Raw genomic sequence first — 18,675 nt, 5'->3', positions numbered from 1 at the left:
GGGGTCAAGTCCCCGTGACCGCTTCACCTCGGATACCGAACGGGATGTTGACAGCCGGGGCGCGGGCTGACTGCATTTACCAACCAGTATGGTACGCAGCCTTGTTGGGAGGCACGTTGCACCTCCGCACCCGCTTCGGACGGCTCGCACTCGCCGGTGTCGCGCTCGTGACCGCCGCGACGGCCCTGACGGCCCCGGCCGGCACCCTTCCGGCGGCGGTCTGTCCGCCGTGATCCGCTACACCGAGCACGGCATTCCGCACATCGTGGCGAAGGACTACGCGAACCTCGGCTTCGGCACCGGCTGGGCCCAGGCGGCCGACCAGGTGTGCGTGCTGGCCGACGACTTCGTGACCGTACGCGGCGAGCGTTCGCGCCACTTCGGGCCGGACGCCGCGCCCGACGGTTCGCTCTCCTCGGCGCGGACGAACCTCTCCAGCGACCTCTACTTCCGCGGCGTCCGTGACGCGCGCACGGTCGAGCAGCTGCTCGCCACGCCCGCGCCGGCCGGTCCCGGCCGGGAGGTGAAGGAGCTGATGCGCGGCTGGGCGGCCGGCTACAACGCGTGGCTGAAGCAGAACCGCGTCACCGACCCGGCGTGCCGGGGCGCCGGCTGGGTCGGGCCGGTCACGACGCTGGACGTGGCACGCCGCGGTTTCGCCGTCTCGGTGCTCGGCGGCCAGGGCCGTGGCATCGACGGCATCACGGCGGCACAGCCGCCCGCCGCGGCCTCCGTCGCCCGGCCCGACGCGGATGCGACGGCGAAGGCGGCGCGCGAGCTGTTCGCGGCGGACAGCGCCGACATGGGGTCCAACGCCGTCGCGTTCAGCGGTGACGTGACCGCGAACGGGCGCGGGCTGCTGCTCGGCAATCCGCACTACCCGTGGCACGGCGGCCGGCGCTTCTGGCAGTCGCAGCAGACGATTCCGGGCGAGCTGAACGTCTCCGGAGCCTCACTTCTCGGTACGACGCTGGTCGGCATCGGCTTCAACGACAAGGTGGCGTGGAGCCACACCGTCGCGACCGGTGTCACCCTGAATCTGCATCAGCTGACCCTCGACGCGGACGATCCGACCGTGTACGTGGTGGACGGCAGGCGCGAGCGGATGAGGGAACGCACCGTCTCCGTCCCGGTGAAGGACGGCGCCCCGGTCACCCGGACGCAGTACTGGACCCGGTACGGCCCGGTCGTCACCTCGCTCGGTGCGTCGCTGCCGCTGCGGTGGTCGTCCACCACCGCGTACGCGCTGAACGATCCCAACGCGGCGAACATGCGCGCCTCCGACACGGCCCTGGCCTTCGGCAAGGCGCGCTCCACGCAGGACATGCTCGAGGGTCTGCGGCGCACCCAGGGGCTGCCGTGGATCAACACGATCGCCGCGGACTCGGTCGGGCACAGCCTCTTCACGCAGTCGCAGGTGCTGCCGCGCATCACCGACGACCTGGCGCAGCGCTGTTCGACCCCGCTGGGCCGGGTGACGTACCCGGCCTCCGGCGTGGCCGTGCTGGACGGTTCGCGCGGCGACTGCGGACTCGGCCGGGACGACGACGCAGTGCAGCCGGGTATCTTCGGGCCGGCGCGGATGCCCGTGCTCAAGGACGCGGCGTACGTGGAGAACTCCAAGACCATGATCAAGGCATAGTTATCACGCGGCTTTGACGTGTAAATAGCAGCAGGTCGCGCGCGTGAGCCGCTCCGGGCTGTCCGGGTAGGCAGACAAGGCGAGGGTACTGCTGCCCACAATGCCGTCCGGGACGACGACCCTCGGCGTGAAGGCAGCCAAGACCAGAACCTGTGTCATCCTGATCCAGACTCGCCCCCGCGCGACCCTGCCCAACCTCGACATGGAGCAGGCGTGGAGAGGCTTCGAACCCATGACGGTGGTGCCGAAACTGCCGGGCCGCTGGAGTGTCCGGTCACCCGCTCAAGACCAAGGTCCCTCGACCACGCCAGGACCGCCTCGATCAGCTCGCCGCCCAGGCCACGTTTGCGCTCCTCGGGCACGACGTCCGTGCACTGCACGTCACCCGACATCCGCTCGAACGTGCGCGGATGCGGGACACGCTCTGCGCCCGCCCCGGCGCGGCGCGGCGACTGCGGGCTACAGGGCCGGGCCCGACGATCTGATCGTGGAATGCGAGAAGGTCTGGAAAGACCTCAAGTCCGCGGTCGTTCTGCAGAGCCGCGACAACCGGATGAAGATGCCGGAGATCGCCCAGAAGCTGCACATGAGCCCCAGCGCGCCGAGCCGGATGCTAGAGGGCGCCCCGGCCGCCGTGAGCGCCGTCTCACCCCTCCTCCCGTCCCACCGCAGGCACAGCCCCGCTCAGTCCGGCATCCAGCGCCGCCGCGGTCGCGGCGGCCAATGGGCGGAACCGGTGACGCGGACGGAGCCGCTCCCGGCCGCGGACCGTCCGCGACCCTCGCGAGCGGGCTCTCGCACCTGCACCGCCGACACGGCTCGGCGCTCCGGGCGCTGGGCAACGAGGTAGGGGTCCGCCCCTCCTACATCTCCCGGGTCATCAGCCGTGCGTGAATCCCTTCACGGGATGGCACGAGCAAGCTGGTCCTGGCCCTGGGGGCCGATCCGGAAGAAATCCTGCCCCCGTGGAGTGCTGCCCCGTGGCTACGACATGACCGGCGCCGCCACGTCCAGGCCGCGCGCTGCGCGGGCTGCACACCGCGGCCGGCCACCCGGCAATCGAGACCCTGACGGCGAAGACCCGTCTGACCGCCGAGCAGATCACCTACGCCTTCACCGACCGCACTCTCCCCGGCTGGGAGACGACCGAGGCCATCGGTTGTGAGGCGCGCTTGATGCGGTGCCCCGTGGTAGATCATGCCTCGTGCTTCCTGCGGCACGAGAAGTGCTCGGGCAGTCCTTCGGGGCCGGGGAGGCTCGCGGGCTGGCCGCAGCCGAAACGGCAGAGCGGAATGGGCTTCCCTGCCGCGTCAACCGGCACCCCGGCCGCCTCGGATTCCCGGGCGGGACTCGAGGACGATCGCGCGGCTGCCGCGCTTCTGCTTCGGCTCGGATCGCACTTCCGAGACCGGGCGGTCCTCGGTGCACGTGTCACGCCGATCGCCTTGCCGCGCGGACGGCATCCGGTGCTTCTTCTCGTCCGAAGCGGGCCCGTTCGCTTCGAGGTACTTCTGCCACTGCTGGGCGGGGAGCCACCCGTGGTAGCCGCCCCGCTGGAACGGGACCCGTTCGCCGGCCGCGGCTGCCACGATGAACCGGGTGAGAGTCAGGCCGCCTTCCCCCGTGAAAGCGCTCGATTGGTGGGCGGGGACGAGGAGACGGTGCCAGCCTCCGCAGTAGCCGGTGTCGGTGGGGTTCTCGGGGTCGTAGGGCTTGTCCGGGCACCGGGTGAGCGTGCCGCTCTGGGTGCACTGGCCCTCCTCCAGGATGAAGTTGCCGTCCTGGACCGCGATGGGGTTCTTCTGCACGCGGATGACGGAGGCCGGCAGGTTAGGGGTGCGGACGTACGGGACAGTCCCGATGCCCGTGTGGTCGGGATCGGCGAAGTCCCAGACGGACTGGATGCCGCCGCGGCGCCGGACCCCTTCCCGGGCACGCATTCCGCGGGCGGTCTGGGCGCTCAGTTGCGGCTCGTAACCCAGGACGATGCCGTTGGCGCCGGTGATGCGCACGTCAAGGCACGCGTACCCGTCCGGGGTCCGGGACTCGATGTCGGCGGAGAAACCGTGGTCTTCGGAGTCTTTCGCGACGCGTTCCTTGCGGGCGAGGTGCTCGTCGGACTCGTGGCTGATGGGCTTGTCACCGGGCTTCCGGTAGTGAGAGGCGAACCACACGTTGTCCCGCTGCACGAGGTACAACGGGGACGCGCCGGCTGCGGAGGTCCCGGCAGTCGGGGCAGATCAGGCCGCGCTTGCCGACGGGGACTCGGTCGCGCATGCGGATGAGGACGTTGAGGAGGTCCTGACCGTTCGGGACGCCGAGGTCGTCCCGTTCCAGGTCGAGGTTGCGGCCTGCCGGTTCGTAGTAGACCGGGTTGCGGTAAAGGTCTTCGTCGTTGTCGATCTGGAGGTCGTCGTCCACTGAGGTGCTCCCCGCAGCCGGCACGAGTAGGACTTGTAACGGTACGGGGAGGTACTGACAGTGCCGAGCGGGTTTCACGAGTAATTGTCAAGAGTTGTGGACTGGTGAGCACACGGTCTGAGGGCGGGGGTGTCTCGGGCGCCCTGATTCATTCGATGGTTCGGTGAGTGCCGAACCGTCCGGCCAGTAGCCTGCGGAATCCCTGCGGGAGATCCCCGCGCTGGTGATGCTGGAGGACCACCCAATGCCGGAGACAGCCCTGAAGCAGCAACTCGCCGAGCGGTTCCGTGAGGTCAACGGCCACCATCCGATGACCGATGCCGACGATGCGTATGTCAGCACGCAGTTCGTTTCCCTGGAGGAACTGTGCGCAGTCCATGGCCGCGATAGCGATGCGGTCCGCCGGCTAATGCTGGGGCAGCGTCTGCCGCTTCCGGGATATTTGCGCTCCGACGGTGCTGAGATGGTGCCAGCCGACCTGTTCGCTCTCGCCGACGAAGCGGGTGGCCTAGACCAGCTCGAAGCGTGGTTCACCGCTCACTGGGCCGACCCGATTACCGGGAAGGCTGAGTGGAATGCGTATCTCAGCGGACAGTATGTGTGCCTGCACTCCGTGACCCCGGCCACCATTCAGCGCAAGGATTACCTGACGGCTGCGATCAGTGCCGCAGCAAACGAGCCGGATGCCGGTTCAGCGCAGCGGCTGCACGCCTTGATCGATGAACTCGACACGCTGGAACCGGCGTTCGCCGCCTACGACCGCCTCCGGTTCGGCGGGCCCACGTCCCGGGACACATGCATCACCGAGATGCGTGCCCGCTTCCCACGCCCGTGACCTGGGGCCATGGCCGATGGTTGGCATCGGATTCGGTCGTTCATGCCGCGCGGGCTTCGGGGCGTTCGACGAGGTGGCCGCGTTCGAAGCGGGCTCCGGCCCTGACGAGGGCCACGAGGTGGGGTGCGTTGACCGCCCGCCAGCGGGTCTGGGCGGACTCGACGAGCTTGAAGACCATGGCGAGGGCGGCGGCGGCACTGCCTGCGCCCTTGGTGACCTTGGTCCGCAGTCGTACCGTCGCGAAGGTCGATTCGATGGGATTCGTGGTCCGCAAGTGGATCCAGTGCTCGGCCGGGAAGTCGTAGAACGCCAGCAGTTCATCGACGTCGTCGGTGATCTTCTTGGCCGCCTTGGGCCACTTCGTGCCGTACATCTTGTCGAACGCGGCGACGGCCTTGGCGGCGCGTTCGCGGTCTTCGGCGTTGTAGATGTCCTGCAGCGCCTTGCGGGCGCCGGGTTGGGCCGATGTCGGCAGGGCGTTGAGGACATTGGCCGTTTTGTGAACCCAGCACCGCTGGTGGCGGGTCTCGGGGAACACCTCGGCCAGGGCCTTCCAGAAGCCGAGTGCGCCGTCGCCGACGGCCAGGACGGGAGCGCGCATCCCACGCCGTGCGGCATCTCGGAGCAGGTCGGCCCAGGACTCGGCGGACTCGCGGTGGCCGTCGGCCATCGCGATCAGCTCCTTGGTGCCGTCCGCACACACGCCCATGACGACCAGGACGCAGGACTTGGCCTCGGAGAGGCGGATGCGCAGGTGGATGCCGTCGGCCCAGATGTAGACGTAGTCGGATCCGGTCAGGTCGCGCTCGCCGAAGGCTTTGTGGTCGGCCTGCCACTGCTGGGTGAGCCGGGTGACCGTGGCCGGTGAGAGGCCGGCCGAGCTGCCGAGGAACTGCTCGAGCGTGGGCACGAAGTCGCCCGAGGACAGGCCGTGGAGGTAGAGCAGCGGCAGTACCTCGCTGATCTTCGGGGACTTGCGGCACCAGGGCGGCAGGATCGCCGAGGCGAACCGCTTGCGTTCCCCACTCACCTCGTCGACGCGCTTGTCGTTCACCCGCGGGGCCTTGACCTCGAGGGTCCCGGCGGCGGTGGTGACTTGGCGCGGCTGATGATAGCCGTTGCGGACCACCAGGCGTCGGCCGTCCGCGTCCCGCCGGTCGGCCAACTCGGCTATATAGGTGTGGGCTTCGGCCTCCAGCGCGGCGGCCAGCATCCGCCTCGCGCCTTCACGGACGATCTCGTCGATCAAGGAGCCGTTCGGGGTATTGCCGTCGGCATTGACTACGCTGAGCACGGGCGTGCCTTCCCGACCGACGTTCACAGCGTCGGCCTACTCGGTGACCTTCAACCGATCACTCGGGAAGGTACGCCCTTTCGCGTCCAACCCGAGCCCGATCCACAGGTCATGAGCATTGCTCCAGTCCGGGCCGTGGAAGAGGTCGTGCTCCGGCTGAAGGAGCTGCTGTTCCCGGCGGTCGCGGACATCGCGGTGCTGTCGGTGGACGCGGATATCGAGAAAGGGCGCCTTGACGCACAATGCACCACGGCCAGCGCCGTCTGCCCGGGATGCGGAGCCTGCTCGAACCGGGTTCACAGCTCCTATCCCTCGGTTTCTCGCTGATGTCCCGAGCGCCGGACGAAGCGTCGTACTCCAGCTGCGGGTCCGGCGGTTCCGGTGCCGGAACACCAAGTGCCCGCGCCGGACGTTCGTGGAGCAGATACCCGGCCTGACCCGCAGGTATGGCCAGCGCACCGAGCGGCTGCGTTCCACCCTGACCTCGGTCGGCCTTGCCCTGGCCGGTCGAGCGGGCGCCCGCTTGGCTGCCGTGCTCGGCATGTCCATCAGCCGCAGTACGGTCTTGCGCCTGGTCGATGCGCTGCCCGAGCCGGAGGTGTCAACGCCGCGGGTGGTCGGCGTCGACGAGTACGCCACCCGCAAGGGCCGCCACTACGGCACTGTCCTGGTGGATGTCGAAACCCGCCGCCCAATCGATCTCCTGCCTGATCGAGAAGCATCGAGCCTGGCCGCCTGGCTCGCCCAGCGGCCCGGTGTCGAGGTCGTCTGCCGGGACCGGGCGCCGTTCTTCGCAGAAGGCGCCGCAGCCGGGGCACCGCAGGCGGTCCAGGTCGCGGACCGGTGGCATCTGTGGCACAACCTGAGCGAAGCCGCCGAACGCGCCGTCGCCCAGCACCGCCACTGCCTCCGAGCCCTCGTTCCTACGACCCCAGAACCCCAGCCGGAGCACGCCTCCGAGAGGAAGCCGTCCAGTTCACCCTGGCCGATGGGCCACCGGTTCGCCGAGCGCACCCGCGCCAAGCACGCCACCATTCACGCACTGCTGGCCGCCGGGCACAGCAAGCGGTCCGTAGCCCGGCAACTCGGCATAGTCAGAACACGGTCCTGCGGTTCTCCCGTGCCGACAGGCCCGAAGACCTTTTCGACGGGCAGTGGCAGAACCGGGCTTCCGTCCTCGACGAGTACAAGCCCTACCTCGACGACCGCTGGACCGAAGGGTGCACCAACGCCTGGAAACTCTGGGAGGAGATCGTGCCCCTCGGCTACAAAGGCAGCTACCAGCGCGTGCGCGCCTACCTGCACAAGAAGCGCATCTCGCCGCAGCCGGTGACCGCCCGTCCTCCCTCACCGCGGACGGTCGCCGGATGGGTCCTCAGACGCCCGGAAACCCTCACCGAGCTCGAACAACTCCAGCTCAAGACCATCCGCACCCACTGCCCCGAACTCGACGCGCTCACCCGGCACGTCCGCTCCTTTGCGGTCATGCTCACCGACCGCCAGGGCGAGCGCCTGCCCGACTGGCTCGACGCCGTCCGGCAGGACGACCTGCCCAGCCTCGACACCCTGGCTGCCGGCATCGACCGAGACCGCGACGCCGTCATCGGCGGCCTCACCCTGCCCTGGAACTCCGGAGTCGTCGAAGGCCACGTCAACCGGATCAAGATGCTCAAACGCCAGATGTTCGGCCGCGCCGGCTTCGATCTCCTACGCAAGCGAGTCCTGCTGGCGTGACGACCTATACCGGCTCCTCGTACACATCGATCTCGGAGGGCCTGCGAGCAAGCAACAGTTCGAGGTGCCTCTCCATGGCGGCGAGCCACTCGTCGAGGTCCGCATTGGCGTCGTGGAAGAACCAGGAATCGAAGCTTCCCAGGGCATCAAGGGCTTCCTCCATCCGCGGTCTGTCGTGCACGCCAGCTCTCCTCGGTTCGTGAATCAGCACCCTAACCTCGTAGGCCCGGATCAAATTCAGCCCTGACCAGCGAGGCAGCTACCTCCCGAGGCGCAACGCTCAGTCACTGCTGCACGGAACCTGAGCCAGAACCGCCATACGTGGACAAAGCCATGCCGCAGTGGTCGCAGGCATAAGCGACGTCTGATGTGCTGCTTTGTCCAGCAGTTCGGTCCGCCTGGGTCATTGCGGCTTTTCCGAGTGTCTCGTTAGTCGGCCAGGTGCTGCATGATCAGCCCGTAGGAGCCGTAGCCGATCATGTAGGGCAGTGTGTAGGACGGGAACTGCGTGCTGAGCTTGCTGCTGAGCTGGGAGGCCAACGCAGAGGGGTCGGCCAGCGCGGTCTTGCGCTGGGCGGTGCTCAGCGATGCGACCAGGTCTTTCACGTCGCTGTCGGCGGTGGTCAGGTACTTCTTCTGCTCGGAGATGGCCTCGGCTATGGAAGCCGCAGCGCCGCGGCCGCCGTAAACGGTCCAGTTGGCCGGGTGCCGCTGCTTGATCTGGTCCAGGTCGCGCTTCCACCCGTCGATGGTGGGAGTGGGGTGGCCGTCGACAATGCCGCCTTCCAGCCAGGCATGGGCACCGTGGTGAACCAGGTCGCCGACGATGACGCTCTTCAAGGAGGGGATCGTGGCGATCGTCTGAGTGGTGGAGACACCGGGGTCACGAAGGACCTCAAGGTCGATGCGGACACCGTCCACCGTGAGATTGCGGTGACCATTGAACGTCTTGTCAATAGACGGAAGAGCCGGGTAGCTGGCTTCGGTGAAGGTCTTGGCGACGTTGACGAAGTAGTTCTTCTTGTACTCCCACACGTCCTTCATAGCGCTGGCAGTGGCCGTGGAGGCGATCGAGACGGCTCCGGCGGATTGGAAGGCCGGGACGCCCTGAAACTTGTCGGGGTTGGGGTGGGTGACCACCACGTATTTCACCGGGTGGCTGGTCTTGGACTTCAGGTAGTCCAGGGCCTTCTGAGCGTGGGCGGGGGTGAACTGGGCATCGAAGGCCACGACACTCTTACCGGTGTCCAGGAAGTGGGTCTGGGTGTCGAAGCCGTTCACGTCCGAGGTGAAGGTGTACAGCTTCGGCTGGAAAGCAGGCCGTGCGGCGGCCGTGGTTGCGGTGCCGGAAGTGCAGGCTACGAGCGTGGTCGCAGCGGCCAGAGTGGCGGCAACGGCGGAGAGCTTGCCGGTCAGCTGTGGGCGGTTCACCAGGATCCTCCTAAAGGGCTGAGGCCAAGACAGGGCATGGGATAGGACGGCCTCGATTTGCTTCGAATCGGAAGCAACGTGGCGACCCTAGCTCGTTCTTCGAATTCGAAGCAAATGTTAAGCTGGGGCCCATGAACGAACCCCGATGGCTCAACGAGATCGAGATGCGTGCCTGGACCGGCTTCCTGGAAACCAGCAGCCTGCTCCAACGCCTCGTTGACCTGCAGCTACGTCAGGCCGGCGGCGTCACCCAGGCCCAGTACGAGATCCTCACCCGCGTCAACGACAGCCCGGACAAGCGCCTGCGCATGACCGAACTGGCCGGCCTGCTGGTCTGCTCGCCCAGTGGTCTGACCTATCAGGTCACCCAGCTGGAAAAGGCGGGCCTGCTGCGACGCGAGAGCGACCCCGAGGATGTACGCGGCGTCCTCGCCGTCCTCACCGGCGAAGGGCACCAGGCGCTGACGGCGACGGCCCCCGGACACCTGCAGACGGTCCGCGACGGCCTGATCGACCTGCTCACCGCAGAACAGGTCACCCAGCTCGCCGCCATCATGGACACCACCCGCAGCCACCTCCGCAGCGCCGTCCCGCACCCCTCGCCGCGCAAGCGGACAGCGCGCCCAGCCGACTGACCTGGCAGTCCAGGAACGTCAGCCCGACGCAGCGACCAGGACCCGGCCGGCAGATGCCTCCACGGCCTCGGCACTTGGGCGGTGTCCTCCAAGCCGAAGACGTGAGCGATGGGATAGCGCAGGTCCCCCGTAGTAGTCGCCGCCGTCACCTCGGCCAGCGCGGTCCGCACAGCCTCAGCGGGAAAGTCGTCGTAGCCCAGCAACCGCAGCGTCGCGTTCTTGAAGCCAGCGGCCAAAACGGCAGTACCGGCTCGGGCCCACCGGTGGAGAACGCAGCGATCACCCCGCCTGGAGCAAGGATCTCCGCATCCAGGACCGCGTTGGCGCCGAACGCGACCTCGACGATGCGCTCGACCCCCTGTCCGGCGATCTCGGCCACGGAGGCGGGGAGGTCGGGCCCGGTGCGCAACGCGTGATCAGCTCCCGCCTCCAGCGCCTGGGGAACCTGCTCCGTGCGTGTGACTGTGACGATCACACGGGCCCCACCGCGCTTGGCCAGGGCCACAGCCGCCCGGCCCACCGCGCCCAGACCACCCGCGCCCAGCACAGGTCACTGGGGGTGCCCCGCAGGGTGCTGCAGGCGACTGCACACATACTTCGTCCCGGCCGGAGAAATCGCCCGCGGTACGACCAGGGGCCCAGTAGTCGCCGATCCGCTTCGCGGCGGCAGGTAGATCCGGGTGGTACGGGCGGACCAGTGCGACTTGACCGCGCGCCGCCGGGCCGCCTCGGCCGCCCGCGTCGCGGCCCATAGGCGGCCTCGTCGGCGGCGAGCTGCTCACGATTTCGCTCCGCGAGGTCCAGGACCACGTCGACGGGAGGTCCGGGATTCCCTCGTAGGAGGTCGTGCTGAGCAGCCCGCCGTCCCGGGACGCGCCCCGGGTGCAGAGGTTGTCCCGCTCGGCGTCCGAGTGAGCACTTCTCAGGTCACCAGGTTCCGCGAACAGCTTTGCGTGATCATGGGCAGCGGCTTTCACAAGGCTGGCCCGTGGCGTTCAGACCGTCGGCCGCAAACGTCCGCACGCCATCTCGACTTCCGTACGCGAGGCCGCCTCCCACCTTGGGGACACCGCGTGGGCGCTCGCCCGGCGCGCCCTGGCCGTTTTCGCCGCAGCAGTCGACGCGAACCCGGACGTGCTCAGGAAGCAGCGTCGTCTGGTTCTCGAAATCCCCGCGCTCCGCGCCGAGATGGACGCCGCGGACATTCAGGAAGCGGAGTACATCGCCCAGGCGCTCGCGCAACGCATCGGAGACGGGTACCTCGCGGGCGTGGTCGCCACGTCCATCGGCACAGCCAAGGAGCTTGCCTGGAGATCATGGTCCGAGGACGAGGGAACGAGCTTCGCCCGAGAACTCCAACGACAGCGCGTGGCTGGCCAACGCCGACGCACCGCTGACCGGTTACGAGCGGGTCTTCGGCACGGTCGGTACGCCGCGTTCGCTGCGGACGCGCGGCGCGATCGAGGACGTCGCGGCGATGGCGGACCGGGGGCGGCTGAGCGTCGGCGACCTGCAGCGGCAGCAGTTCGCGAACCGGGTGCCCGCGGCGGATCTCGCCGTCGCCGACACGGTCCGCGCGTGCGCGCAGTGGGCCGGCGGGGACGGCCTGGCCGAGGCGTGCGGCGTGCTGGAGCGCTGGGACCGGTCCGTGGACACCGGCAGCCGCGGCGCGCTGCTGTTCGACCGGTTCTGGCGGCGGCTGACGTCGACCGTGCCGGCGGCGCAGCTGTGGAAGGTGCCGTTCTCCGCGGCCGACCCGGTCGCCACGCCGAACACGCTGAACACCGGCTCGCCGGCCGTCGCCGAGAGGCTGAGGGTGGCGAGCGTCGCCACGGTGGCGAGGGCGGCGCCGGACCCCTCGGCGTTGAACACGGCGACATGGTTGCGCAGGGCGGCCACCAGCAGGGACAGCCCGACGATCCCGTTGCAGGTGATCATCACCGCGGCGAAGACGATGTCCCGGGCGAGGGAGGCGGACTCGGGGCCGCCGTCGATCATGATGGTGACGATGAGCGCCACCTCGATGACGGTGACGGCGACGGCGAGTTCCAGTGACCCGAACGGCTCCCCCACCCGGTGCGCGACCACCTCCGCGTGGTGCACCGCGGCGAGCACGGCGCCGGCCAGGCAGAGGGCGACGAGGACGACCGCGAAGAGCGGCAGGTCGCGGCCCCAGCTGAGGACCAGGGCGGCCATCGCGACGAGCGGGGCCCAGACGGTCCACCGGCTCAGGAGGGACGTGAGGTGCACCGCGCTCATGCGTGTCAGGCTGCCGGCGCCGGGCGGCTGCCGCGCGACGAGCCGGGCGCCGGGAGCATCGTTCCGGCTGTCGCCGCCGTCGGCGCGGCGGCGCGGTCACACGGCCCGGTCGTGGCCCTCCCAGTAAGGCTCGCGCAGCCGCCGCTTGTAGAGCTTGCCGTTGGGGTCGCGCGGCATGGCGGCGACGAAGTCCACCGACTTGGGGCGCTTGTAGGCGGCCAGGCGCCGTTCGCAGTGGGCGAGGATCTCGGCGGCGAGGGCGTCGCCGGCCGTGCGGCCGTCTACCGGTTCCACGACCGCCTTGACCTCTTCGCCCCAGTCGGCGTGGGGGATGCCGAAGGCCGCGGCGTCGGCGACGGCCGGGTGGGTGAGCAGCGCGGCCTCGATCTCGGCCGGGTAGATGTTGACCCCGCCCGAGATGATCATGTCGATCTTGCGGTCGCGGAGGAAGAGGTAGCCGTCCTCGTCGAGGTGTCCGAGGTCGCCGACGGTGAAGAAGTCGCCGATGCGGTTGTTCCGGGTCTTGGTCTGGTCCTTGTGGTAGCTGAATCCGCCGGTCGTCATCCTCATGTAGACGGTGCCGAGCTCGCCCGGCGGGAGCCGGTTGCCGTCGTCGTCGAAGACGGCGAGCTCGCTGATGGGCCAGGCCCTGCCGACCGTGCCGGGTTTCTTCAGCCATTCGCCGGCGGTCGCGAAGGCGCCGCCGCCCTCGCTGGCCGCGTAGTACTCCTCCACGCAGCTCCCCCACCAGTCGATCATGGCGCGTTTCACATGCTCCGGGCACGGGGCCGCGCCGTGGATGGCGTGCCGCATCGAGGTCACGTCGTAACGCTTCTTCACCTCGTCGGGCAGGGCGAGCAGGCGGTGGAACTGGGTGGGCACCATATGGGTGTGCGTGCACCGGTGGGTGTCGACGAGGCGGAGCATCTCCTCGGGCGACCACTTGTCCATCAGGACGAGCGGGTGGCCGATGTGCAGGGCGGCGGCCGCGAATTGCAGCACGGCGGTGTGGTAGAGCGGCGAGCAGACGAGGTGGACGTTGCCGTCGTGGGGCCGGATGCCGAAGATGCCGAGGAAGCCGCCGAGGTGGGTCTCCTCGGGCGGCCTGCCGGGCAGGGGCCGGCGGATGCCGCGCGGCCGACCGGTGGTGCCGGAGGTGTAGTTCATGACCCAGCCGAGCGTGCGCCCTTCGGGCGGGGTCTCCGGCTGCCCGTCGAGGAGCGCGTCGTACGGGCGAAAACCGGCCACGCCACGTGTGCCGACCGCGTACCGGTGGGTGCGGGGCAGTCGCGCCGCGTCGGCCGCGTCGCCCGCCGGGCCGGCGAACCGCTCGTGCGCGATGAGCACCTTGGCGCCGGAGTCGGACACGATCCACGCGATCTCGGAGCCGACGAGGTGGTGGTTGACGGGCACGAGATAGAACCCGGCCTGGGCGGCGGCGAGATAGGCGGTGACCAGTTCGGCGCCGTTGGGCAGGACGGCGGCGAACGAGTCCCCGCGTTCGAGGCCCGCGGCCCGCAGCCCGTGGACCAGCCGGTTCGCGGCGCCGTGGAGCTCCGCGGCGGTCCACCGTACGCCCGCCGGGCCGGTCAGCACGGTGCGGCCGGGGTCGGCGGCGGCCTGGGACCAGAAGCCGTTCGGGGGTGCGGGGGCAGCGGTCATGACGCGCTCCTTCCGGCGATGCGGTCGATGCGGTCCACGGCGCGTTCGAAGCCGCGCGTCAGGTCGTCGAACACCTCGCGCACGCCGCGCTCCGCGTTCATCCGGCCGACGATCTGGCCGACCGGGGTGCCGAGCAGCGGGCCGACCTCGTACCGCTGGATGCGGGAGACGGCCTCCGCGACGAGGAGTCCCTGCAGCGGCATGGGCAGGGTGCCGGGGCCCGCCGGGTCGTCCCAGGCGTCGGTCCACGCGGTGCGGAGCTGGCGGGCGGGTTTGCCGGTGAGGGCGCGGGAGCGGACGGTGTCGCCGGAGCCCGCGGCGAGCAGCTTCCGGGTGAGGGCGCGGGACCCGAGGGACGCCTCCGTGGTGGTGAGCCACAGGGAGCCGAGCCAGACGCCCTGGGCGCCGAGGGCGAGGCCGGCCGCGATCTGTTCGCCGCTGCCGATGCCGCCGGCGGCGAGGACGGGTACGGGGGCGACCGCGTCGACGACTTCCGGTGTGAGCACCATGGAGGCGATCTCGCCGGTGTGTCCGCCGGCCTCGTATCCCTGGGCGACGACGACGTCGATGCCGGCCTCGGCGTGGCGGCGGGCATGCTTGGCGCTGCCTGCGAGGGCGGCGACCAGGACGCCGTGGTCGTGGGCGCGGGCGACGACGTCGGGGGGCGGGGAGCCGAGGGCGCCTGCGAGGAGTGCGACGGGGTAGTCGAAGGCGACGTCGAGCTGGTTGCGGGCGACCTGTTCCATCCAGCCGGTGATGCGCCATCCGGATGGCTCGCCGTCGGCGAGTTCGGGGACGCCGTGGGCGGCGAGGGTGTCGGTCACGAACCTGCGGTGTTCCTCGGGGATCATCGCCTCGACGTCGGCCTCTGTGACGCCCTCGACCTTCCTGGCGGGCATGACGACGTCGAGTCCGTAGGGTCTGCCGTCGGTGTGGTCCTGCATCCAGTCGAGGTCGCGTTTCAGGTCGTCGGGCGCGGTGTAGCGGACGGCGCCGAGTACGCCGAGACCGCCGGCGCGACTGATCGCCGCGGCCACCGCGGGGAACGGGGTGAAGCCGAAGATGGCGTGCTCGAGGCCCAGTTGTCTGCTCAGCTCCGTCTCCATGGGCGGCAGGATGCCGCAGGGCGCCGGACGAGGGAAGACATTTTCTGATGCTGCGTCAGATTGTTTGGAGTGGTTGACAGACCACCGGGTCCGCAAGAAAGTTTCACGTGTCGCGGAAGATCCGAAAGATACTTTCACAGACGCGCAGAGAGGGTTCCGTATGACCGACGGCTCGGCGGACAGAGGGATCAGCAGACGGAGGCTGGGCGGCGGGATGCTGGCGCTGGGCGGAGCGGTCGCCCTCGCGCCGGTCTCCTTCGCGGCGGCCGCGGGGATGCCGGACGGCACCGGCACGGGCACCGGCGGCTCGGGGGCGGGGACGGGTACGGGTGGCGGCGCCGGGCACCGGCCGACGCTGCGGCGCGGCACCCCGGGGAGGGCCGGGCTGCTCGCCACACATCTCGACCAACTGGTCGTGGACGCCGAGAAGTTCCTCGCCCCCTCCCCCAAGCACCCCTGGTATGCGGGTGCGGTGCTGCTCGCCGGGCGGGGCGGCACGGTCGCGCTGCACCGGGCGATCGGCAAGGCGCTGCGCTACTCGGCGTACGACGAGAAGACCGACACCGCCGTGGAGCTGCCGGCGGAGGAGCAGATCCCCATGGCCGAGGACACCGTCTTCGACCTGGCCTCGGTCTCCAAGCTGTTCACGTCGATCCTCGCCGTGCAGCAGATCGAGCGGGGCGCGCTCGCGCTGGAGGCGCCGGTCGCCTCCCATCTGCCCGAGTTCGGGCGGGCCGGGAAGCAGGACGTCACGGTGCGTCAGCTGCTGACGCACACCTCGGGTTTCCGCGCCTGGATCCCGCTGTTCCGGGAGCCGACCCGGGAGGCCCGGCTGGAGCGGCTGTGGAACGAGACCCTGGCGAGCCCGCCGGGTGCCGCGTACCGCTACTCCGACCTGAATCTGATCTCCCTGCAACTCGTCCTGGAGAAGATCACCGGCCGCTCACTGGACCAACTGCTCCACGACGAGATCACTGCTCCGCTCGGGATGCACCGCACGCGGTTCAATCCGCCGGCCTCCTGGAAGCCGAAGATCGCGGCCACCGAGGACGCCCGGCTCCCCTGGTCCGGTCTCGACCGCGGGCTGGTGTGGGGCGAGGTCCACGACGAGAACGCGTACAGCTTCGGCGGTGTGGCCGGCCACGCCGGGGTGTTCTCCTGCGCCTGGGACCTCGCGATCCTCGCCCGTACGCTCCTCGACGGCGGCGCCTACGGCGGCTCCCGCATCCTGGCCCCGGCCTCCGTCGACCTGATGTTCACCGACTTCAACACCGGCTTCCCCGGCGACGAGCACGGCCTCGGCTTCGAGCTGTACCAGCACTGGTACATGGGCGCGATGGCCACGCCGCGGACCGCCGGCCACACCGGATTCACCGGCACCAGCATGGTGCTCGACCCGACCACCGACTCGTTCCTGATCCTGCTGGGCAACTCCGTGCACCCGGTGCGCAGTTGGCGGTCCGGCAGCGCGCCGCGGGTGGCGGCCGCGAACAACATGGCGAGGGCCGTCGCGGTCCGCCCCGACCACGGCCGCACCGCCTGGTTCTCCGGCATGGCGGGCTCCACCGAGGCGACGCTCACGCTGCCCGCGCTCACCCTCGCCTCCGGCGCGCCGCGGCTGCGCTGCTCCCTGTGGTGGGACACCGAGCCCGGCTCCGACGCACTGTTCCTCGAGGCGACGCAGGACGCGCAGGGCGACGGAGCCACCTGGCGGCCCGTCCCCTTCACCACGACACGGGAGGCCGGCCCCGAGCAGACCCACCCGGCCGGTTCGGCCACCGGCTGGTCCGGCCGTGTCTGGCACCGCCTCACCGCGGACCTGACCGCCTGGCGCGGCGCACCGGTACGGCTGCGCTGGCGGTACGCGACCGACCGGCTCTACGTGGGCCGCGGCGTCTACGTCGACGCGATCCGCGTCGAGGACGGTCACGGCCGGCCGGCCTTCGACGAGTCGGTGCCCGCGGACGCCGCCCGGATCGAGGCGCTGGGCTGGAGCGCGTCCAGGGACTGACGCACCGTCACGGCCCGGGCTCGGCGCGGGCGTCACCGAACCGGGCTCGGCGCGGGCGTCACCGCACGCGCCCCCGCCCCGCCCGGGCCCGGCTGTACGTCACCGCCCCAGCGCCGCCATCGCGGCGTTGTGGCCGGGCACCCCGCTCACCCCGCCACCGCGCACCGCGCCCGCCCCGCACAGCAGCACATTGGCGTGCGCGGTCTCCACGCCCCAGCGGCCGCCGCCGGCCTCCGGGGCGTACGGCCAGGACAGGTCGCGGTGGAAGATGTGGCCGCCGGGCAGCCGCAGTTCACGCTCCAGGTCGAGCGGCGTCTTGGCCTCGATGCACGGGTCGCCGTTCACGTCGAGCGCGAGGCACTCGGCGATCGGCTCCTCCAGGTACGCGTCGAGTTCGGCGAGCGTCGCCGTCAGCAGTTCGGCGCGCGTCCGGTCGTTGTCGGCGGCGAAGAGCCGGACCGGGGTGTGCAGTCCGAAGAGCGTCAGGGTGTGGCAGCCCTGGGCGGCGAGTTCCGGCGACAGGATGGAGGGGTCGGTCAGCGAGTGGCAGTAGATCTCGGACGGCGGGGCGCTCGGCAGCCGGCCCGAGGCGGCCTCCCGGTAGGCGGTCGCCAGTTGCTCGTACCCCTCCGAGACATGGAAGGTACCCGCGAACGCGTCCTTCGGGGCGACGGAGGGGTCCCGCAGTCGGGGCAGCCGGCTCAGCAGCATGTTCACCTTGAGCTGCGCGCCCTCCGCGGCCTCGGGCGCCGGTTCGCCGAGAAGCGCGGCCAGTTCCTCCGGTGACGCGTTCACCAGGACCCGGCGGGCGGCGACGACGCCCTCGCCCGCGGGAGTGCGGAAGGCGACCTCGGCCCGCTCGCCGTCGGTGGCGACGGCGGTGACCTCGTGCTCGACGGCGATCTCCGCCCCGGCCTTGCGGGCCGCGGCGGCCAGCGCGCCGGTGAGCGCGCCCATCCCGCCGACGGGCACGTCCCAGTCGCCGGTGCCGCCGCCGATGACGTGGTAGAGGAAGCACCGGTTCTGGACCAGCGACGGATCGTGGGCGTCGGCGAACGTGCCGATCAGCGCGTCGGTGAGCACCACGCCGCGCACCAGGTCGTGGGCGAAGCGCTGCTCGATCGCGGCGCCGATCGGCTCCTCGAAGAGCGTCCGCCACGCCTGCTCGTCGCCGACCAGTGCCCGCAGCCCTTCGCGGGTGGGCAGCGGCTCGGTCAGCGTCGGGAAGACCCGACGGGCGACCTCGCCGGTCATCCCGTAGAACTCCTGCCACGCCGCGTACTCCCGGTCGCCGCCGGTGAGCGCCACGAACGACTCGCGGGTGCGGCCGGCACCCACCAGGAGGCCGCCACCGCCCCTCGGGGTGTAGGAGGAGACGGTCCGTTTGCGTACGGCGAAGTCCAGCTCCAGGTCGCGCACGATCTTGTCCGGCAGCAGGGAGACGAGGTACGAGAACCGGGACAGCCGGGCGTCGACCCCGGGGAACGGGCGCGAGGAGACGGCCGCTCCCCCGGTGTCCGGCCGGCGTTCCAGCAGCAGGACGGAGCGGCCGGCTCGGGCCAGGTAGGCGGCGGCGACCAGACCGTTGTGGCCGCCACCCACGATCACGGCGTCGTACGAGGCATGTGCGGGCATGGCCGGACCC

Annotated in this window: 14 protein-coding genes and 2 pseudogenes; 6 read left to right on the top strand and 10 right to left on the bottom strand. The window is 70.3% G+C overall.

Annotated elements, in window-relative coordinates; all coding sequences use genetic code 11:
- Positions 1-116: 116 nt before the first annotated feature.
- Positions 117-1,621: pseudogene (locus tag ACWD01_RS07215) on the top strand (penicillin acylase family protein); the annotation flags it as partial.
- A 1,331-nt stretch (positions 1,622-2,952) separates the two neighbouring features.
- On the opposite strand, the gene ACWD01_RS07210 reads toward ACWD01_RS07215, so the two are convergent.
- Complete coding sequence (locus ACWD01_RS07210; RefSeq protein ID WP_451158978.1) at positions 2,953-3,831, bottom strand: hypothetical protein; 879 nt, start codon at positions 3,829-3,831, stop codon at positions 2,953-2,955.
- Positions 3,782-4,063 (bottom strand): hypothetical protein, encoded by a 282-nt coding sequence (locus ACWD01_RS07205; RefSeq protein ID WP_451158976.1) that lies wholly within the window; start codon positions 4,061-4,063, stop codon positions 3,782-3,784. Before ACWD01_RS07205 ends, ACWD01_RS07210 begins: the two co-directional genes overlap by 50 nt.
- Positions 4,064-4,307: 244 nt before the next feature.
- Between ACWD01_RS07205 and ACWD01_RS07200 the strand changes: the two genes are divergently transcribed.
- Positions 4,308-4,898, top strand: coding sequence for a DUF6058 family natural product biosynthesis protein (locus ACWD01_RS07200; RefSeq protein ID WP_451158974.1), 591 nt, complete (start codon positions 4,308-4,310; stop codon positions 4,896-4,898).
- A gap of 40 nt (positions 4,899-4,938) precedes the next feature.
- Here the strand turns inward: ACWD01_RS07200 and ACWD01_RS07195 are convergent, their stop codons facing one another.
- Positions 4,939-6,192, bottom strand: a complete 1,254-nt coding sequence (locus ACWD01_RS07195; protein ID WP_451158972.1) for an IS256 family transposase — start codon at positions 6,190-6,192, stop codon at positions 4,939-4,941.
- 135 nt (positions 6,193-6,327) lie between these two features.
- Between ACWD01_RS07195 and ACWD01_RS07190 the strand changes: the two genes are divergently transcribed.
- Entirely contained in the window at positions 6,328-6,519 is a 192-nt protein-coding gene (locus ACWD01_RS07190; protein WP_451159409.1) for a hypothetical protein, read from the top strand.
- Positions 6,500-7,917 (top strand): annotated as a pseudogene (locus ACWD01_RS07185) (transposase); the annotation flags it as partial. The gene ACWD01_RS07190 and the pseudogene ACWD01_RS07185, both read left to right, overlap by 20 nt.
- Before the next feature lie 13 nt (positions 7,918-7,930).
- Here ACWD01_RS07185 and ACWD01_RS07180 read toward each other — a convergent pair.
- Positions 7,931-8,107, bottom strand: a complete 177-nt coding sequence (locus tag ACWD01_RS07180; RefSeq protein WP_451158970.1) for a hypothetical protein — start codon at positions 8,105-8,107, stop codon at positions 7,931-7,933.
- A gap of 248 nt (positions 8,108-8,355) precedes the next feature.
- On the bottom strand, positions 8,356-9,357 hold the full coding sequence (locus ACWD01_RS07175) for an MBL fold metallo-hydrolase (protein ID WP_451158968.1): 1,002 nt from the start codon (positions 9,355-9,357) through the stop codon (positions 8,356-8,358).
- A 131-nt stretch (positions 9,358-9,488) separates the two neighbouring features.
- Between ACWD01_RS07175 and ACWD01_RS07170 the strand changes: the two genes are divergently transcribed.
- The gene (locus tag ACWD01_RS07170) at positions 9,489-9,992 is read left to right on the top strand and encodes a MarR family winged helix-turn-helix transcriptional regulator (protein ID WP_451158966.1); all 504 of its coding nucleotides are present in this window, start codon (positions 9,489-9,491) and stop codon (positions 9,990-9,992) included.
- Positions 9,993-10,137: 145 nt separating this feature from the next.
- Here ACWD01_RS07170 and ACWD01_RS07165 read toward each other — a convergent pair whose 3' ends face one another.
- The 4 genes from ACWD01_RS07165 to ACWD01_RS07150 form a co-directional block, all read right to left on the bottom strand.
- Positions 10,138-10,512, bottom strand: coding sequence for a zinc-binding dehydrogenase (locus ACWD01_RS07165; protein WP_451159385.1), 375 nt, complete (start codon positions 10,510-10,512; stop codon positions 10,138-10,140).
- An 881-nt stretch (positions 10,513-11,393) separates the two neighbouring features.
- Entirely contained in the window at positions 11,394-12,251 is an 858-nt protein-coding gene (locus ACWD01_RS07160) for a hypothetical protein (RefSeq protein ID WP_451158964.1), read from the bottom strand.
- A 96-nt stretch (positions 12,252-12,347) separates the two neighbouring features.
- Positions 12,348-13,913 carry an acyl-CoA synthetase gene (locus ACWD01_RS07155; RefSeq protein ID WP_451158962.1) on the bottom strand — a complete coding sequence of 522 codons (1,566 nt, stop codon included), beginning with the start codon at positions 13,911-13,913 and terminating at the stop codon, positions 12,348-12,350.
- Positions 13,910-15,019 carry an NAD(P)H-dependent flavin oxidoreductase gene (locus tag ACWD01_RS07150; RefSeq protein ID WP_451158960.1) on the bottom strand — a complete coding sequence of 370 codons (1,110 nt, stop codon included), beginning with the start codon at positions 15,017-15,019 and terminating at the stop codon, positions 13,910-13,912. The genes ACWD01_RS07155 and ACWD01_RS07150 overlap by 4 nt, the downstream gene beginning before the upstream one ends.
- A 160-nt stretch (positions 15,020-15,179) precedes the next feature.
- Between ACWD01_RS07150 and ACWD01_RS07145 the strand changes: the two genes are divergently transcribed.
- Positions 15,180-17,030 (top strand): serine hydrolase, encoded by a 1,851-nt coding sequence (locus ACWD01_RS07145; protein WP_451158958.1) that lies wholly within the window; start codon positions 15,180-15,182, stop codon positions 17,028-17,030.
- A 99-nt stretch (positions 17,031-17,129) separates the two neighbouring features.
- Here the strand turns inward: ACWD01_RS07145 and ACWD01_RS07140 are convergent, their stop codons facing one another.
- On the bottom strand, positions 17,130-18,665 hold the full coding sequence (locus tag ACWD01_RS07140; protein ID WP_451158956.1) for a phytoene desaturase family protein: 1,536 nt from the start codon (positions 18,663-18,665) through the stop codon (positions 17,130-17,132).
- Between the last annotated feature and the right edge of the window lie 10 nt (positions 18,666-18,675).

Source organism: Streptomyces sp. NPDC002835 (assembly GCF_053591995.1).
Note: the sequence above shows the minus strand (reverse complement) of the source record. Positions and strands in the feature narration are given on the sequence as shown.